The organism is Vibrio intestinalis, assembly GCF_025195085.2.
GTDB lineage: Bacteria > Pseudomonadota > Gammaproteobacteria > Enterobacterales > Vibrionaceae > Vibrio > Vibrio intestinalis.
Genome location: NZ_JANAVY020000012.1, coordinates 40,541 through 57,688 on the forward strand (window position 1 = coordinate 40,541; position 17,148 = coordinate 57,688).

Consider the following 17,148-nt stretch of genomic DNA (forward strand, 5'->3'; position numbering starts at 1 on the left):
TTAGCGAATAATGCCACGTTCAGTCGATTCTAGCATCGCTAGCATTGGTTCAATGGAAGCGAACTCTTTCGCCATTTCAGCCAAAGCTGGTTTCACTTCTTCCATTGTCTTACCTGAGCGATAAATTTCTTTGTACGCCTTTTGCAGTGCTCGTAGTTCTGGTTTTTCAAAACCATTACGCTTCAAGCCAACAAGGTTTAGACCATAAGGTGTCGCATGGTTACCTTGAGCAAGTACATATGGAAGTACGTCTTGCACAACAGCCGAACAACCACCGATGTATGCGTAAGAGCCTACACTACAGAATGGGTGAATCGCTGATAGAGCCATAACACCCGCGTAGTCACCTACTGTTACGTGGCCGCCAAGAATCGCGTTGTTACCAATGTGGGTATGATTACCTACGATAACATCGTGAGCAATATGCGCATTTACACACAGTAGATTGTCATCGCCAATCACTGTTGTGGCTTTATCTTGAACTGTACCACGGTGTACTTGAACCGCTTCACGAATTACGTTGCGATCACCAATAACAACCGTGGTGTCTTCACCACCGTATTTCTTGTCTTGGTTCTCTTCACCGATCACTGCGTGAGGAAAAATGCGGTTGTCCTTACCAATTTTGGTATGACCTTTAATCACGACGTGAGACATCACTTCGGTGCCTTCGCCAATTTCCACATTCCCTGTGATGTAGGTGAATGGGCCAACGGTTACGTTAGCGCCAATTTTTGCACCTTCTTCTACCACCGCCGCTGGGTGGATTTGAGCGGTTTCATGAATCATATTAAAACTCTCGACGAGCGCACTTAAGATCAGCAGAACAAACAACGTCACCATCTACTTTTGCTGCACATTTGAATGCAGCAATACCACGGCGCTCTTTAACAAATTCAACTTCAATAACCAATTGATCGCCTGGGGTTACCGGTTTACGGAACTTAGCGTTATCAACACTTGCAAAGTAGTACAGTTCATTACCTTCTGGCGCACCAAAAGATTTAAATGCAAGCAAGCCTGTCGCTTGAGCCATAGCTTCAAGAATAAGTACGCCAGGGAATACTGGAAGTTGAGGGAAATGACCCGTGAACTGTGGCTCGTTTACTGAAACGTTCTTAATCGCGGTTAGGTATTTCTCTTCTTCGAAATCAGTAACGCGGTCAATCAACAGAAATGGGTAGCGATGAGGCAACAATTCCTGGATTTCAGTAATGTTCATCGTTTTCTTTTCAGTAGTCAAAGTCATTATCCTATTTTCAAATTCTAAACTGAGTATCTGGTCGGTATTATATACCGAAGTTCAAGCTAGGTGCATAATTCGCTGTACTTTCAACAAGTCTAGTTGAATCCACTTAGCATTGTCGTCTATTTATTAAGCAAGTAATTTTGCATCAAACGGTTGCGCAGAACAAAAAGACTCGCATTAAGCGAGCCTTTCTTCACAGCATTGGGGTTAAGCGTCAGCACTCGGCTTTAGCTGTTTTTCTACCGCCTTTAGACGTTTATTCATATCATCGATACGATGAACTCGAGTCGCGGTTTTACGCCACTCTTTGTTGGTTTGTAGCGGAATACCCGATGAATAAACACCTTTTTCATCAATGCTGCGCATCACCATACCCATACCTGTAATGGTTGTACCATCAACGATCTCTATGTGACCATTAATAACAGAACCACCACCTATGATGCAGTATTTACCGATTTTAGTGCTACCAGCGACGATCGTACCACCAGCCATGGCTGTACCATATCCGATCTGTACGTTATGAGCGATTTGCATCTGATTATCTAGAATAACGTTATCTTCAATAATCGTATCTTCTAGAGCACCACGGTCGATGGTCGTACAAGAACCGATTTCAACGCGGTTACCGACGACAACAGTGCCAAGTTGAGGAATTTTAATCCACTCACCTTTTTCATTGGCATAGCCAAAACCATCGCTACCGACAACCGTGTTTGCTTGAACTAAACAATCTGTGCCAATTTGCACTTCATGATACACACTGACATTAGCCCACAGTTGGCTGTTTGCTCCTATCGAAGCATTTTTACCGACAAAGCAACCAGCCCCTATCACAACGTTATCACCAAGTGTCACGCCAGTTTCAATTACCGCATTCGCGCCAATTGCTACGTTTTCACCCAATGTTACGTCCTCAGCAATGACCGCTGATGGCGCGATTTGTTCTGCCGCTTTAGGCGTAGTATCCAAAGCTTGAGCAACCTTGGCAAAGGCTACGTATGGGTCGGCTACCACTAATACGTTACCGCTGCAAAGATCACGCTGCGCTTGTTTAACCATGACAACCGTCGCTTGGCAATCAGCTAAATACTTCGCGTATTTAGAATCAGACAAGAAGGTCACATGGCCCGGCTGTGCTTTATCCATTGGAGCTACCATGGTGACGGATGCGTTAGCATCGCCATGTAGCTCACCCCCGGTAATAGTCGCCAATTCGGCTAAAGTCAGTTGTGTCATAAATTATTTTAGTTCTGCGATTACTTTTTCAGAGATGTTAAATTCAGGCTTACCATATTGCATTGTTTGTACATCGATGATGATGTCGTAGCCTTCTTTTTCAGATACTTTCTTCACAGCATCTTGAATTACTTTAAATAGTTTTTGTTTCTCTTGAGCTTCGCGACGAGCAGAAGCTTGCTCTAGTGCTTGGCCTTTGATCTTGAATTTGCTCTGTAGCTGACCAATTTCAATACGTAGTTTTTCAACTTCGTCTTCACCTAGCAGTTGGCCATCACGCTTAAGTTTTTCAACTTTCGTTTGGATCTGCTTTTGGATAGCTTTTAGCTCGTCCGCTTTATCTTTAAATTCGCTTTGCATTTTCTGCAAAACAACTTCACGTTGAGGAAGCGCTTGGAATACTTGAGCGGTATTTACATAGCCAACCTTTTGCGCAGCTTCAGCAGCATTTGCAAAGAAAGAAGACGTCATAACAACAAGGCTAACACCAGCCGCTTTAATCATTTTGTTCACTTTAATTTTCCTCTATTAGAAGGTTCTGCCGATAGTGAAAGTGAAGAATTCTTCGTCATCACCTTCATAAATTTCAATTGGTTTCGCTACTGAGAATACTAGCGGCCCCATAGGAGACATCCATTGCAACGCCACACCATAAGAGGCGCGGAAGTTGGTTGGATCAGAATAATCATAATACTCAGCGTCTGTTACACCTTCACGGTAGACAAACTCAGTATCCCAAACACTCGCAGCGTCAACAAACGCACTGGTACGAATCTGGCTTCGCGCTTCCTCAGACACAAATGGCACAGGGAAGATCACTTCCATACTTGCTAGCGCGATTGCGTTACCACCAACAGAGTCATCTGTTGCTGTCACACAACCATTGTTACCACATGTACCTGAACGGTCAGTATACACCGCTTTAGGGCCTGCACTGTTCGAACCAAAACCACGCAAGGTAGTAAAGCCACCGGCGTAGTAGTTTTCGTAGAATGGGAACAAGTTATCGTTGCCATCCGTTTGACCATAACCGTTACCGTAACCCAAACGACCACGCATTAAGAAAGTAAACTCATGCTTTTTAGTCAATGGAATGTACTGACGGATATCGTACTGAGTTTTAAAGTACTGTGCGTCAGAGCCAGGTACGGTCATCTTAAAGAATGCACGTTGATAGTTACCAGCTGTTGGGAAATAACCTTTGTTAAGGTTATTTCGCGTCCACGACAAGTTCATATCAAAGTCGTTGGTCTTAATATCACCATCTGGCTGACCGATACTTTGCGCAAACAGTTCTGCTTGATCGTAAGTTGGTACGTTACCAATCTTGTTGTGAGTATAACCAAGGCCAAACTCAACACGGTTTAATTCATCGAACGGGAAACCCCATGTTAGGCTCGCACCGTAACTTTCGTTGGTATAGTCGATGATGCCAGCTTCAGATGCTTCAAACTCGTTATAGAACACTTTACCACCCATGCTGACACCATCAAGGTTCCAGTAAGGGTCACGGTATTCTAACGTTAAGTTCTTTTGGTAATCATTCATCATGGCACTAACACCAACGCGGTTACCAGTACCTGCAAAGTTATCTTGTTGAAGGCCGACTTGGAAACTAATGCCTGATTCAGTACCGTAACCGATACCGAAATTTACGCTGCCCGAGTTAGCCTCTTTGACGTTGTAAACCAAATCAACTTGGTCATCGCTACCAGGAACACGAACAGTTTGAACGTCTACTGTTTCAAAGAAACCTAAACGGTTAAGACGACCTTTACCTGTCTCAATCGCTTTAGAGTTTAGCCAACTGCCTTCCATTTGACGCATTTCACGACGTAATACTTCATCTTTGGTTGCGTTGTTGCCAACAAAGCGAATATCACGAACATAAATACGTTTGCCTGCTTGAACATTAACGATCAGAGAAACTTCTTTCGTCTCTTCGTCATATTCAGGGATAGTTCTAACTTCTGGGTAAGCATAACCAGCTTCGCCTAGAGCACGCTTCACGCTGTCCTCTAAAGCCGTTACCGACGCACCACTGTAGATATCGCCTTTCTCAAACGGCACCATCAGCTCAAACTCATGCTCTTTACCAATCAATTCGCCACGGAACTCAACATCTTTAACGCTGTATGCCGCGCCTTCATCAAGGCCAAGGGTAATGTAAACCCCTTTCTTGTCAGGAGAGATAGCCACTTGCGTCGAAGTCAGCTGGAACTTCAAGTAACCACGGTTTAAGTAATAAGAACGCAGCGCTTCAATGTCGCCGGCAAGTACTTGCTTTTGGTATTTATCGTCAGAAAGGAAGTTCCACCAAGAAACATTGGCATTCAAGTTGAAACGGCCTAGTAGCTCATCATCGGTAAAGACTTCATTACCGATAAAGTTAATCTGTTGAATCTTAGCCGATACACCTTCTGTGAAGACAAACTTCAGGTCGGTACGGTTACGCGGCAGTGGAGTAACAACCGCTTGAACGCTGGCATTGTATTTACCCACACTGTAGTAAAAGTCTTCTAGACCTTTCTCAATGTTAGATAACGTGGTGCGATCTAATGCTTCACCCGTACGAATACCTGACGCATCAAGGTTTTGCTGTAGTTGTTCATCCTTAATCGCGCTATTTCCTGAGAAAGAGATGCTTGCGATTGTCGGACGCTCTTTCACCTGAATAACCAAGACATTGTTATCACGTGAAACTTTGATGTCTTCAAAGTTACCCGTTGAATACAGTGCACGAATGATCTCAGCCACATCTTGGTTACTAACGGTATCACCGATACGAATAGGCATCTTGAGCAATGCCGCGCCTAGCGCCACACGTTGCAAACCGTCTATTTGAATGTCCTGAACCACAAAGTTGTCAGCACCATGAGCAGAAACACTGGTTGCAAGCAGTGTTGCTAGCAAAATTTTTTTCATCGCCATATTTGTTTTAGTTATTCCTTACTACAACCTTTAATCCACTTTATAAGCGCGCAAAGTCGTTAAATATCGCTACAGCCATAAGGGTAAAAATTATCGCACCACCAAGTCGGTATCCCATCTCTTGTACCTTCTCGGGTACTGGACGTCGAATCACCGCCTCAATAGCTAAAAATAGTAAATGACCACCATCTAACATTGGTAGTGGTACTAAGTTAATAATGCCCAAGTTAACACTAATCAGCGCAAGGAAACCTAAGAAATACACTAAGCCGTAATCAGCTGTGGTTCCTGCACCTTTTGCGATAGAAATAGGGCCACTTAAGTTATTTAAGCCAACATCGCCAACGATCAGTTTTTTGAGCATACTGAGCGTTAAGTCAATCACTTGACCGGTTTTCTCTACCGCTTTACCGATAGAATCAAATACACCAAATTGCAGCTCGAAGCGATAGTTTTCCGGCCATTCTGCGACTTCAGGAGCGATTCCCGCAAAACCTATCTGCTCACCACCTTTAATTTCACGACTATTCGGAATTAAAGTCAGTGATTGCTTTTCACCAGCACGCTCAACCGCAAGAGCCATTGGTTTATTTGGATGACTACGAATCAACTCAACAATTTGAGTCCATTGTTCAATAGCTTGACCATTAATAGCAACAATCACATCACCAGCGATTAATCCTGCACTTTCACCCGCACTCCCTTGCGTCACATTACTCAGCTGAGTAGAGATCTCAGGGGTATAAGGTCGAAAGCCCAATGTGGTTAATGCTGATTCACTTTCAAGGTCAATTTGCCAGCTAGAAAGATCTAAGGTTTTCGTCTGCTCAACACCAACACCTTGCTCAGGCAACACCGTTATCTGCATCTGCTTGTCACCGATATGAGAAACAAGCGCCATGTTTACTGATTCCCAGTCCGCGGTTTTGACGCCAGAAATAGCTTTTAGTTCCATTCCTGTTTCTAAACCTGCCTCAGCGGCAATCGAATAGGGTGTCACTTCCCCGACAACAGGCTTAACAGCAGGCACACCAATAAGGAAAACCAGCCAATAAGCAAAGATCGCAAACAAGAAATTAAAGGCAGGACCTGCGGCAATAATTGAAGCACGCTTCCACAATGGTTTCTTGTCGAAAGCATATTGCTGCATCTCATCAGACACATCATCAACGCGTCCATCAAGCATCTTAACGAAGCCGCCTAATGGAATGATCGAAATGCTGTATTCCGTGCCATCTTTGCCGATCTTGCTCCACAAAGACTTACCGAAACCAATCGAGAACTTTTCTACTTTGACCCCACAACGACGTGCGACCCAAAAGTGGCCAAACTCGTGCACCGCAACCAAAATGCCTAAGGCAATAATGAATGCGACAAAATTCCACAAAATACCGGTCATAGTTTACGCCCGTTGATTATTTCGACAGCCAAAGTGCGTGCCATTCTATCGACCTCAAGAATGCTTTCCAAGTCATCGCAGCTTAGCTGAGCATTCATCGCGCAAATTTTTGAAGTTACTCCGCTATTGACCTTTGCAATGTCTGTAAATGCGATTTTTTTGTTCAAAAATGATTCAACTGCGATTTCGTTTGCAGCATTGAGTGCCGTGGTGGCATGTTGGCCTTCATAGCAAGCATCTATAGCCAACTTCAAACAAGGGTAGCGATTATAGTCAGGCTCGAGGAAGGTCAGCTCACCGACTTTAGTAAAATCAAGCGGAGCCACACCCGCAGTTACGCGTTGCGGATAAGATAGTGTTAATGCAATTGGCGTCGCCATATCAGGTTCGCCCATTTGAGCAAGTGTCGAACCGTCTTTGTATTGCACCATTGAGTGAATCACTGATTGAGGGTGAATCACCACTTTCAACTGTTCACGACTGGCATTAAACAACCACTTAGCCTCGATATACTCGAGCCCTTTATTCATCATGGTTGCAGAATCTACTGAGATTTTTGGTCCCATAGACCAATTAGGATGCGCTATCGCTTGCTCAGGAGTGACAGACTCCAGTTCTGATAAGTCACTGTATCTAAACGGCCCACCAGAGCCAGTGAGTAAGATATGAGAGATACCTTGTTTTTCGAGGTCACAATGCCCTAACTGAGTTTGAATTTCAGCAGGAAGACATTGGAAAATTGCATTGTGTTCGCTATCTACTGGTAGCAGCTCTGCGCCGCTCTCTTTCACTGCATCAACAAACAGTTGACCAGACATCACCAAAGCTTCTTTATTAGCTAGCAAAACACGCTTACCGGCTTTCACGGCAGCCATGGTCGGTAACAAACCTGCCGCGCCGACAATCGCAGCCATAACAGTGTCTACTTCAGAAAAAGAAGAGACTTGGCACATCGCATCAACGCCCGCAAAAACTTGAGTTTTTGAGCCAATAGAAAACAGAGCTTGTTGAAGCTGTTGCGCGGCGACATCCGTTGCCATCACCGCATACTTAGGCTGCCACTTGTGACAAAGCTGAGTCATTTTCTCAACATTATTGCCGGCAACCAGTGCGACAATCTGAAAGTGTTGAGGATTGTTTTCAATAACTTTTAATGTGCTTGCTCCAATAGAGCCAGTCGCACCCAGTATTGTTAACTTACGCATAGCATAACCAGTAAGTAATCAGGCGAGCATAACACTCGCCATATCATTAGAATGAGAAGTATAGAAGAGCGAAGACAGGAAACGCAGCTGTGAGACTATCGACGCGATCTAAAACCCCGCCATGCCCAGGAATAATATTGCTGCTGTCTTTGATTCCTGACACTCGTTTAAACATGCTTTCAACCAAGTCACCTAACACTGAAATGACAACAGTAACCAGAGTGATGATGACAAATGCGCCGAGGCTACTAAATTCAATGTCAAAGCTCGTCGCCGCAGCCCATCCAACTAAAATCGCAGTGATGATGCCGCCAACCAGGCCTTCAATGGTTTTATTCGGGCTTACGTGAGGCGCCATTTTTCGCTTACCAAAGCTCTTACCTGCAAAGTAAGCTCCGCTATCAGCAGCCCAAACGATGAAACAAACGTATAGCACCAGTTTAGAACCGTGGTAAGCATCGGTTGTGATACCTTCCGCGCGCAACATGACGATCGCCCAAAAGAACGGCAGCAGAGTCAACATGCCGAAAATATGGCGTAAAACTTTAGAACCTTGCCATAATGCCGATGATTTAGGGTAAGTGATGGCTAACAAACTGGAGAAAACCCACCAAACACCACCGACAGCGAGCACTGAATAGTGTGCTGATGTGAGATTATTGAGGCTAAATGCATCAAACGGAATGAATGCCAAACTCAACGCAGATACAGTTAATCCAGGAATTAGGGCTAAGATACGAGATTTCGCATCAACAAACTGAGTCCACTCCCAAAAACCGATCAAAGTGACGGCTGCGATTAGTGCGATAAAAAGGGGCAATGAAAGTTTAAAAATCGCAAGGATAACTAATGGAGCAAGGATAAGTGCCGTTATTATTCTTTGTTTCAAACTTGAGTCCTTTAGTTACTTTCCATCAAAGATTTGATTTGTTCACCAGTACAACCGAAACGACGTTCACGATCAATAAACCACGAAATCGCGTCAATCAGACTGTCTTCATTAAATTCTGGCCAATAGATTGGCGTAAAGTACATTTCCGCGTAAGCCATCTGCCACAGCATAAAATTACTGATTCGGCATTCGCCACTAGTACGGATTAATAGATCAACTTCTGGCAAGTCTGCCATCGTTAGGTGCTGGGTGATCAGCTCTTCGCTGACTTCATCAACATTGATATCACCCTTCTCGACCATAGCTGCAATCGCTTTGGTCGCCTGCATGATATCCCATTTTCCGCCATAGTTAGCCGCAATGTTGATCACCATGCCTGAGTTACCCGCAGTTAACTCTTCCGCCTGCGCAATCTTCTTTTGCAAACGGTCATTAAATCGACTTTTATCACCAATCACTCGTAGTCTTAAATTATTCTTATGCAGACGTTTTACTTCTGAAGATAAAACACTGATAAACAACTCCATTAACACACCGACTTCTTCTTCTGGGCGACGCCAGTTTTCGCTGCTAAAAGCAAATAACGTCACGGCTTTAATGCCTAGCTTAGCCGAAGTTGTGATGGTTTTTCTTACTGCTGCCACACCGTTCTTATGACCAAAAACGCGAGGTTTGCCTTGAGCTTTAGCCCAACGGCCATTTCCGTCCATGATAATAGCAATATGCTTAGGAAGTAATTCAGGTGAGAGTTGTGAGTTTGACATAGAGGTTAATGGATTACGAGCTGGGGACAAAGAGTAGCACAAAAAAGCGCTGAACTGCGAGTACAGCGCTTTTTTTTGAAGAGGACTGAAGAATTAAACTTCCATCAGCTCTTTTTCTTTTGCAGCAAGTACATCATCAACTTGCTTAACAGCTGCGTCAGTCAGCTTTTGAATCTCATCTTGACCTTTACGATCTTCATCTTCAGAGATTTCTTTATCTTTCAGTAAAGCTTTTAGCTCGCCGTTTGCATCGCGACGGATGTTACGGATAGCAACACGGCCACCTTCAGCTTCGCCACGAACGATCTTAACAAGATCTTTACGACGTTCTTCTGTTAGCGGTGGAAGTGGAACACGAATGATAGTACCCGCTGACATTGGGTTTAGGCCTAGGTCAGAAGACATGATCGCTTTTTCAACTTTTGGCGTTAGCTCTTTGTCGAAAACAGTGATTGCAAGAGTACGAGCGTCTTCAGCAACAACGTTCGCCACTTGGTTAAGAGGCGTTGGCGCACCGTAGTACTCTACAGAGATACCAGATAGCAGGCTTGGGTGAGCGCGGCCAGTACGAACTTTTGAAAGGTTATTTTTTAGCGCTTCAACGCTTTTTTCCATGCGCTCTTGCGCGTCTTTTTTGATTTCGTTAATCACGGTTTCACCTTAATGATTCATCTTTCTTCAAGAAAGCTCTTTAGGGGTGAGCAAAGCCAAATGCCACCGATATTCGATGGCATCTACGCAGATTAAGCCTTATCGCTGATTAGCGTACCTTCAGCTTCACCCATAACCACGCGACGTAGTGCGCCTGGCTTATTCATATTGAATACACGGATTGGCATTTTATGGTCACGCGCTAGAGTGAACGCTGCCAAATCCATTACTTTTAGCTCTTTATCAAGAACTTCTGCGTACGTCAGTTCACTATACAGCTCTGCGTCTGGGTTTGCTACTGGGTCAGCAGTAAATACACCGTCTACTTTCGTCGCTTTTAGAACCAAGTCCGCTTCGATCTCAATGCCACGTAGACACGCTGCAGAATCAGTCGTAAAGAACGGGTTACCAGTGCCTGCAGAGAAGATAACAACACGGCCTTGGCGCAATTCACGAATAGCGTCAGCCCAATTGTAATCGTCACATACGCCTTTAAGAGGAATTGCAGACATTACGCGAGCATTTACGTATGCACGGTGTAGCGCATCACGCATAGCTAGGCCGTTCATTACTGTTGCTAGCATACCCATGTGGTCACCTACAACGCGGTTCATACCCGCTTCTGCAAGGCCTGCACCACGGAAAAGGTTACCACCACCGATAACTACACCCACTTGAACGCCGAGTTCAACCAGCTCTTTTACTTCTTGTGCCATACGTTCTAGGATCGTAGGGTCAATGCCAAAGCCTTCTTCACCTTGAAGTGCTTCACCACTCAGTTTTAACAGAATACGTTGATACGCTGGCTTAGGGTTCGTTGTCATGGAGTTTACCTTCCAAAGAGAGTTATTGATTAACAGTCATGAATAGATACAGAATTTAGCGACATTCTACCTGAAATTAGCTCTCGCTTCTGATACCCATTCATCACGGCTAGTCATAAAAAGACCGCAGCCTTGGCTACGGTCTTTAAAGTAAACTAACTCTAAGGATTAACCTTTTTGAGCAGCTGCTACTTCGTCAGCGAAGCTCATTTCTTCGCCTTTATCGATACCTTCACCTACTTCTAGACGAACGAACGTTGCAACAGAAGCGCCACGCTCTTTAAGGATTTCGCCTACAGATTTCTTAGGTTCCATAACGAAAGGTTGACCAGTTAGAGAAACTTCGCCAGTGAATTTCTTCATGCGACCAACAACCATTTTCTCTGCGATTTCAGCTGGTTTGCCTTCGTTCATAGCGATTTCTACTTGAACAGCTTTCTCTTTTTCTACTACGTCAGCAGGTACATCTTCAGGGTTAACGTACTCTGGACGAGAAGCAGCTACGTGCATTGCAACGTGCTTAAGAGTTTCAGCGTCGCCTTCACCAGCAACAACTACACCGATTTTCTCACCGTGACGGTAAGAAGCGATTGCAGTACCTTCAACGTACTGTACGCGACGGATGTTGATGTTTTCACCGATCTTAGCAACAAGAGTAACGCGAGCTTCTTCGAATTTCGCTTGTAGCTCTTCAGCAGTTGCTTTAGTTGCTAGAGCGTCAGCTGCAACTTCTTCAGCAAATGCAGTGAAGTTACCGTCTTTAGCAACGAAGTCAGTTTGGCAGTTAACTTCAAGAAGAACAGCAACGCCGTTTTCTTCTTTAATGATGATTGCGCCTTCAGCAGCAACGTTACCTGCTTTCTTAGCAGCTTTAGCAGCGCCAGATTTACGCATGTTTTCGATTGCTAGTTCAACGTCGCCGTTAGTTTCAACAAGCGCTTTTTTACATTCCATCATGCCAGCGCCAGTGCGCTCGCGAAGTTCTTTAACTAGAGCAGCAGTTACAGCCATTCTCTATTCCTCAGTTGATTCAGAATTTGGTAAAAAACAGGGGCCTAAAATGTCGGCCCCTGCTGATAACTATAACTCAGTCTATGCTACAACTATGTTGCACATAGACCAAGTGTGACTCGGAGCCGCTATTATTCAGCTTCTACGAAACCATCTTTTTCAGCAGCAACAGCTACGTCTTTGTTACGACCTTCAGTTACTGAAGTTGCAGCAGCGTTTAGGTAAAGCTGTACTGCACGGATCGCATCGTCGTTACCTGGGATGATGTAGTCAACGCCGTCTGGGTTAGAGTTAGTATCTACTACAGCGTAAACTGGAATACCTAGGTTGTTAGCTTCTTTAATCGCAATGTGCTCGTGATCAGCGTCGATTACGAATAGAGCGTCAGGTAGACCGCCCATGTCTTTGATACCACCAAGAGATTTCTCTAGCTTCTCCATTTCACGAGTACGCATTAGAGCTTCTTTCTTAGTTAGCTTGTCGAAAGTACCGTCTTGAGCTTGAGCTTCAAGATCTTTCAGACGCTTGATTGACTGGCGAACAGTTTTGTAGTTTGTAAGCATACCGCCTAACCAGCGGTTGTTTACGTAGAACTGGTTGCTTGCGATTGCAGCTTCTTTAACAGCTTCAGATGCAGCGCGCTTAGTACCTACGAATAGAACTTTACCTTTCTTCTCGCCAACTTTAGCTAGTTCAGCTAGAGCTTCGTTGAACATTGGTACAGTTTTTTCTAGGTTGATGATATGAACCTTGTTACGAGCGCCAAAGATGAATGGCTTCATTTTTGGGTTCCAGTAACGAGTTTGGTGACCGAAGTGAACACCAGCTTTTAGCATATCGCGCATTGATACAGTTGCCATTTTAAAATCCTCTATGGGGTTAGGCCTCCACATTCCCCATAACTCCGACCCTAACTATCAGTTGGGCACCCCGGAATATGTGTCGGAATGTGTGTGATTTAAAGATATAGGTTTATGGAAGTGTGCTGCCTCGCCACTAACAAGTAGGAAGAATACAGAACACGTTTCCGGCGCGCTTTATACCATATTTGCAGTCTAATTGGCTAGTAAAAAATCTATTTGCGCCAAATTCAGAGCGATTGAAATACCCAGTTTCAAATCGCTAAGCTATTGCTTAGACCACCCGAAAAGCACTAATGCCCTGTATCCCAATCCGTTTCACGATGACAGTCAAATAGATTGGTACTTTTCACTGCTTGGAAGGCCAATGAAGCTAGGCCAAAAACTTTGATCCAAATAACACAAATACACATTCTCAACTCTTCCTGCTAAAATGCGTCCATTCGCGCCAATCTGGGCGCTGCTAGTAACAGAGTAAAGCCAATGTCAATCAAGATTAAAACTGCTGAAGAAATCGAACGTATGCGTTTAGCGGGCGCTTTAGCCGCTGAAATCCTAGAGATGATCGAACCCCACATCAAAGAAGGGGTAACAACAGATGAGTTGAACCAAATCTGTCACGATTACGGGATCGAAAAAGGCGCTTACTCGGCACCTCTAGATTACCATGGTTTCCCTAAATCAATTTGTACCTCTATCAACCACATTGTTTGTCACGGCATTCCAGCAACTCAAGATGAAGTGGGCAGCAATGGCCAAGTAAAACCTGCGGTATTGAAAAACGGCGACATCATCAACGTGGATATCACAGTTATCGTGCCTAACGAAGAAGGCGTTGACCTAAGCGTCCGCCCTGATGGTTACCACGGCGACACCTCTAAGATGTTCCTTGTGGGTGAAACCTCTCCTGCGGATAAACGCCTATGCATGGTAACGCTAGAAGCCCTATACGTCGGTATGCGCACGGTTAAGCCAGGTTCAACGGTTGGCGATATCGGTACTGCGATTGAAAAGTACATCAAGGAAAACAACAAAAAGAACCCGCGTAATAAGTTTTCTATCGTGAAGGATTTCTGTGGTCACGGTATCGGTAGCGAGTTCCACGAAGAGCCGCAAGTTGTACACTACAAAAACGCAGACCGCCGTGTGCTGAAAGAAGGCATGTGTTTTACTATCGAGCCAATGATTAACGCGGGTAAATTCGGCTGTACTGTCGATGCGCAAGATGATTGGACGGTATATACAGGCGACGGTAAGAAATCAGCTCAGTACGAGCACACTATCGTTGTAACCAAAGAAGGTTGTGAAGTGCTAACCCTGCGTAGTGATGACACCATTCCTCGCTTTATGAAAAACGCATAGTCACATCAAACATCACTTTCAATATCCCCGCCTCGTCGGGGATATTTTTTTATCTACCAGCATTTGCTAAAGTGAACTTCTAAACCAAGCACGGAAGCCGCTATGCCATTTCAATCTCCGCTCACGTTCGCTGATGAACAAATCAACGTTGCCGAACTTAAACAGCAGTTGGACCATTTTGCACAATATCAAAAAGCAGAGTTTCTCAATCATCACCCGGTGAATGATTTAGTGCTTGGACGCGCTGACTATATCGATCTATTACTGAATCGATTATGGCAGCATTATGGCTTCGCTCAGCTGCCTAGTATCAGCTTGGTTGCGGTTGGTGGCTATGGCCGTGGCGAACTTCACCCACTTTCTGATATCGACATTTTAGTGGTATCCAAGAAAACCCTGCCAAATCATCTAGCCGCGAAAGTGAGTGAGTTCATTACGCTACTGTGGGATTTGCGTTTGGAGATTGGCCATGCGGTACGCAGCATTGAAGAATGTGTCGAAATAGGTAAGCAAGACTTAACCGTTGCCACCAACCTGCAAGAATCGCGTTTACTGTGTGGCTGTGAAGAGACTTTCCACCTGCTAAAAATGCAGATCCACTCTGAGTCTTTCTGGCCAAGTGAAGTGTTTTACAAAGCCAAACTGCAAGAGCAAATCACCCGCCACGCTCGCTACCACGACACCACCTATAACCTTGAGCCAGATATCAAATCAACCCCCGGTGGCTTGCGCGATATCCATACTTTGAGTTGGGTAGCCCGTCGCCACTTTGGTGCTACCTCGCTGTTTGAAATGAGTCGCTATGGTTTTTTGACCGATGCCGAATATCGTGAATTGGTCGAGTGCCAAGAGTTCTTGTGGCGAGTGCGTTTTGCTCTGCATATCGACTTACGCCGCTACGACAACCGCTTAACCTTTGCCCACCAAGCACAAGTGGCAGAAAACTTGGGGTTTACTGGCGAAGGTAACCGCGGCGTAGAGATGATGATGAAGGAGTTCTACCGCACGCTGCGCCGTGTGGCTGAACTCAACAAGATGCTGCTAAAGCTGTTTGATCAAGCGATTCTCAACAATGGCACCGAAATTCGCCCAGAAATTATCAATGATGACTTTCAGCGTCGAGGCCGTTTAATAGAAGCTCGCAAGCCTGCCCTATTCCAAGCAAGACCAGGGACCATTCTCGACATGTTCTTGCTGATAGCGAATGACTCGACCATAGATAGCGTTGCGCCATCGACTTTACGCCAACTGCGCACTGCACGTCGCCGTTTAAATAAATTCCTGCATACCATTCCCGCGGCGAGAGAGAAATTCCTCGATTTATGTCGCCATCCTAACGCCCTGCATCGCGCCTTCGTTTTGATGCACAAGTTAGGAGTATTAGCGGCCTATTTGCCACAATGGAGCCAAATTGTTGGCCAAATGCAGTTTGACCTATTCCACGTTTACACGGTGGACGAACACAGTGTCCGTTTGCTCAAACACATCAATACTTTCAGTTATGCAAAAAACCACAGCAAACACCCTATTTGCTGTGAAATCTATCCGCGAATTCAGAAAAAGGAATTGCTGATCATTGCGGCTATTTTCCATGACATCGGCAAAGGCCGTGGTGGTGACCACTCTGAAATTGGCGCGGTAGAAGCCTACGATTTTTGTATTGAACATGGCCTATCTAAACCCGAAGCCAAGTTGGTTTCATGGCTTGTACGTAACCACCTACTGATGTCTGTTACCGCCCAGCGCCGTGATATTTACGACCCCGAAGTGATCACCGAATTTGCTAAGCAAGTGCGCGATGAAGAGTATCTAGAATACCTTGTCTGCTTAACCGTGGCTGATATTTGCGCGACGAACCCAGAACTATGGAACAGTTGGAAGCGAACCCTATTAGCGGAGCTATTCTATTCCACGCAAAGAGCTCTGCGCCGCGGCCTAGAAAACCCGGTGGATGTACGTGAACGTATTCGTCACAACCAGCAAATGGCTTCAGCACTGCTGCGCAAAGAAGGCTTCTCAAGTCGAGAAATCGATGTGTTGTGGCAGCGCTTTAAAGCAGATTACTTCTTGCGCCATACCCATAAACAAATTGCGTGGCATTGCTCGAATCTACTCAGTCATGAAGACCATTCAAAACCGCTGATTTTGATCAGTAAGAAGCCGACCCGTGGCGGTACCGAAGTATTCGTCTATAGCAAAGACCAAGAAGCACTGTTTGCCACCGTGGTAGCAGAGCTTGATAGGCGCAACTTTAACGTCCATGACGCTCAAGTCATGACCAGTAAAGATGGCTACGTACTCGATACCTTTATGGTGTTAGACCAACATGGTGATGCTGTAGATGAAACCCGTCATAAAGCGGTATACAAACACCTAACTCATGTGCTGGAAGATGGTCGACCAACTAAAATTAAGACTCGCCGCACACCGCGTAACTTGCAGCACTTCACGGTAAAAACCAAAGTCGACTTCTTACCAAGTAAAAGTAAAAAACGCACCACGCTTGAGTTTGTCGCGTTGGATACACCAGGGTTACTTGCCATTGTTGGCGCTACGTTTGCGGACCTAAATATTGGCCTGCATGCGGCTAAAATCACCACCATCGGCGAGCGAGCAGAAGACTTGTTTATCATCACAGGCGCAGAAGGTGGACAGCTCACCGAGCAAGAGCAACAGACATTACGTGAGCAACTATGCGCGAATGTCGCCGAACTCGCGCCACACTGATCTCGTGCACAAGTTGATAAAATAGCCTGCGCTT

At 45.1% G+C, this 17,148-nt stretch carries 15 protein-coding genes; 2 read left to right on the top strand and 13 right to left on the bottom strand.

Features of this window, described 5'->3' with window-relative positions; all coding sequences use genetic code 11:
* The 13 genes from lpxA to rpsB form a co-directional block, all read right to left on the bottom strand.
* Window positions 1–789 carry an acyl-ACP--UDP-N-acetylglucosamine O-acyltransferase gene (gene lpxA / locus MU515_RS14605; protein ID WP_260261158.1) on the bottom strand — a complete coding sequence of 263 codons (789 nt, stop codon included), beginning with the start codon at window positions 787–789 and terminating at the stop codon, window positions 1–3.
* A 1-nt stretch (window position 790) separates the two neighbouring features.
* Window positions 791–1,243: a 3-hydroxyacyl-ACP dehydratase FabZ gene (gene fabZ / locus MU515_RS14610; RefSeq protein ID WP_260261227.1), complete on the bottom strand. Its 453-nt coding sequence runs from the start codon at window positions 1,241–1,243 to the stop codon at window positions 791–793.
* 213 nt (window positions 1,244–1,456) lie between these two features.
* The gene (gene lpxD / locus MU515_RS14615) at window positions 1,457–2,488 is read right to left on the bottom strand and encodes a UDP-3-O-(3-hydroxymyristoyl)glucosamine N-acyltransferase (RefSeq protein ID WP_260261159.1); all 1,032 of its coding nucleotides are present in this window, start codon (window positions 2,486–2,488) and stop codon (window positions 1,457–1,459) included.
* 3 nt (window positions 2,489–2,491) lie between these two features.
* A complete protein-coding gene (locus MU515_RS14620; protein ID WP_260261160.1) occupies window positions 2,492–3,001 on the bottom strand; it encodes an OmpH/Skp family outer membrane protein in 510 nt (169 codons plus the stop codon).
* A 15-nt stretch (window positions 3,002–3,016) separates the two neighbouring features.
* Entirely contained in the window at window positions 3,017–5,419 is a 2,403-nt protein-coding gene (gene bamA / locus MU515_RS14625; RefSeq protein ID WP_260261161.1) for an outer membrane protein assembly factor BamA, read from the bottom strand.
* Between the two features lie 40 nt (window positions 5,420–5,459).
* Window positions 5,460–6,818 (bottom strand): sigma E protease regulator RseP, encoded by a 1,359-nt coding sequence (gene rseP / locus MU515_RS14630; protein WP_260261162.1) that lies wholly within the window; start codon window positions 6,816–6,818, stop codon window positions 5,460–5,462.
* Window positions 6,815–8,023: a 1-deoxy-D-xylulose-5-phosphate reductoisomerase gene (gene ispC / locus MU515_RS14635; RefSeq protein WP_260261163.1), complete on the bottom strand. Its 1,209-nt coding sequence runs from the start codon at window positions 8,021–8,023 to the stop codon at window positions 6,815–6,817. The genes rseP and ispC overlap by 4 nt, the downstream gene beginning before the upstream one ends.
* 46 nt (window positions 8,024–8,069) lie before the next feature.
* Window positions 8,070–8,912, bottom strand: a complete 843-nt coding sequence (locus MU515_RS14640; protein ID WP_260261164.1) for a phosphatidate cytidylyltransferase — start codon at window positions 8,910–8,912, stop codon at window positions 8,070–8,072.
* 11 nt (window positions 8,913–8,923) lie between these two features.
* Window positions 8,924–9,679, bottom strand: a complete 756-nt coding sequence (uppS, locus tag MU515_RS14645) for a polyprenyl diphosphate synthase (RefSeq protein WP_260261165.1) — start codon at window positions 9,677–9,679, stop codon at window positions 8,924–8,926.
* 93 nt (window positions 9,680–9,772) lie between these two features.
* On the bottom strand, window positions 9,773–10,330 hold the full coding sequence (gene frr, locus MU515_RS14650) for a ribosome recycling factor (protein ID WP_260261166.1): 558 nt from the start codon (window positions 10,328–10,330) through the stop codon (window positions 9,773–9,775).
* 92 nt (window positions 10,331–10,422) lie between these two features.
* Window positions 10,423–11,154: a UMP kinase gene (pyrH, locus tag MU515_RS14655; protein ID WP_260261167.1), complete on the bottom strand. Its 732-nt coding sequence runs from the start codon at window positions 11,152–11,154 to the stop codon at window positions 10,423–10,425.
* Between the two features lie 168 nt (window positions 11,155–11,322).
* Window positions 11,323–12,165 carry a translation elongation factor Ts gene (gene tsf / locus MU515_RS14660; protein WP_260261168.1) on the bottom strand — a complete coding sequence of 281 codons (843 nt, stop codon included), beginning with the start codon at window positions 12,163–12,165 and terminating at the stop codon, window positions 11,323–11,325.
* A gap of 131 nt (window positions 12,166–12,296) precedes the next feature.
* Window positions 12,297–13,025 carry a 30S ribosomal protein S2 gene (gene rpsB, locus MU515_RS14665; protein ID WP_260261169.1) on the bottom strand — a complete coding sequence of 243 codons (729 nt, stop codon included), beginning with the start codon at window positions 13,023–13,025 and terminating at the stop codon, window positions 12,297–12,299.
* Window positions 13,026–13,508: 483 nt separating this feature from the next.
* Here rpsB and map point away from each other — a divergent pair, with 483 nt between their 5' ends.
* Both map and glnD read left to right on the top strand, forming a co-directional pair.
* The gene (gene map, locus MU515_RS14670; protein ID WP_260261170.1) at window positions 13,509–14,387 is read left to right on the top strand and encodes a type I methionyl aminopeptidase; all 879 of its coding nucleotides are present in this window, start codon (window positions 13,509–13,511) and stop codon (window positions 14,385–14,387) included.
* A 102-nt stretch (window positions 14,388–14,489) separates the two neighbouring features.
* Window positions 14,490–17,114: a bifunctional uridylyltransferase/uridylyl-removing protein GlnD gene (glnD, locus tag MU515_RS14675; RefSeq protein WP_260261171.1), complete on the top strand. Its 2,625-nt coding sequence runs from the start codon at window positions 14,490–14,492 to the stop codon at window positions 17,112–17,114.
* Window positions 17,115–17,148 lie beyond the last annotated feature (34 nt).

Coding starts and splice junctions, on each gene's coding strand:
- glnD (WP_260261171.1), top strand. CDS start 14,490: ATGCCATTTCAATCTCCGCTCACGTTCGCTGATGAACAAATCAACGTT.
- tsf (WP_260261168.1), bottom strand. CDS start 12,165: ATGGCTGTAACTGCTGCTCTAGTTAAAGAACTTCGCGAGCGCACTGGC.
- bamA (WP_260261161.1), bottom strand. CDS start 5,419: ATGGCGATGAAAAAAATTTTGCTAGCAACACTGCTTGCAACCAGTGTT.
- ispC (WP_260261163.1), bottom strand. CDS start 8,023: ATGCGTAAGTTAACAATACTGGGTGCGACTGGCTCTATTGGAGCAAGC.
- uppS (WP_260261165.1), bottom strand. CDS start 9,679: ATGTCAAACTCACAACTCTCACCTGAATTACTTCCTAAGCATATTGCT.
- lpxD (WP_260261159.1), bottom strand. CDS start 2,488: ATGACACAACTGACTTTAGCCGAATTGGCGACTATTACCGGGGGTGAG.
- pyrH (WP_260261167.1), bottom strand. CDS start 11,154: ATGACAACGAACCCTAAGCCAGCGTATCAACGTATTCTGTTAAAACTG.
- rseP (WP_260261162.1), bottom strand. CDS start 6,818: ATGACCGGTATTTTGTGGAATTTTGTCGCATTCATTATTGCCTTAGGC.
- rpsB (WP_260261169.1), bottom strand. CDS start 13,025: ATGGCAACTGTATCAATGCGCGATATGCTAAAAGCTGGTGTTCACTTC.
- lpxA (WP_260261158.1), bottom strand. CDS start 789: ATGATTCATGAAACCGCTCAAATCCACCCAGCGGCGGTGGTAGAAGAA.
- map (WP_260261170.1), top strand. CDS start 13,509: ATGTCAATCAAGATTAAAACTGCTGAAGAAATCGAACGTATGCGTTTA.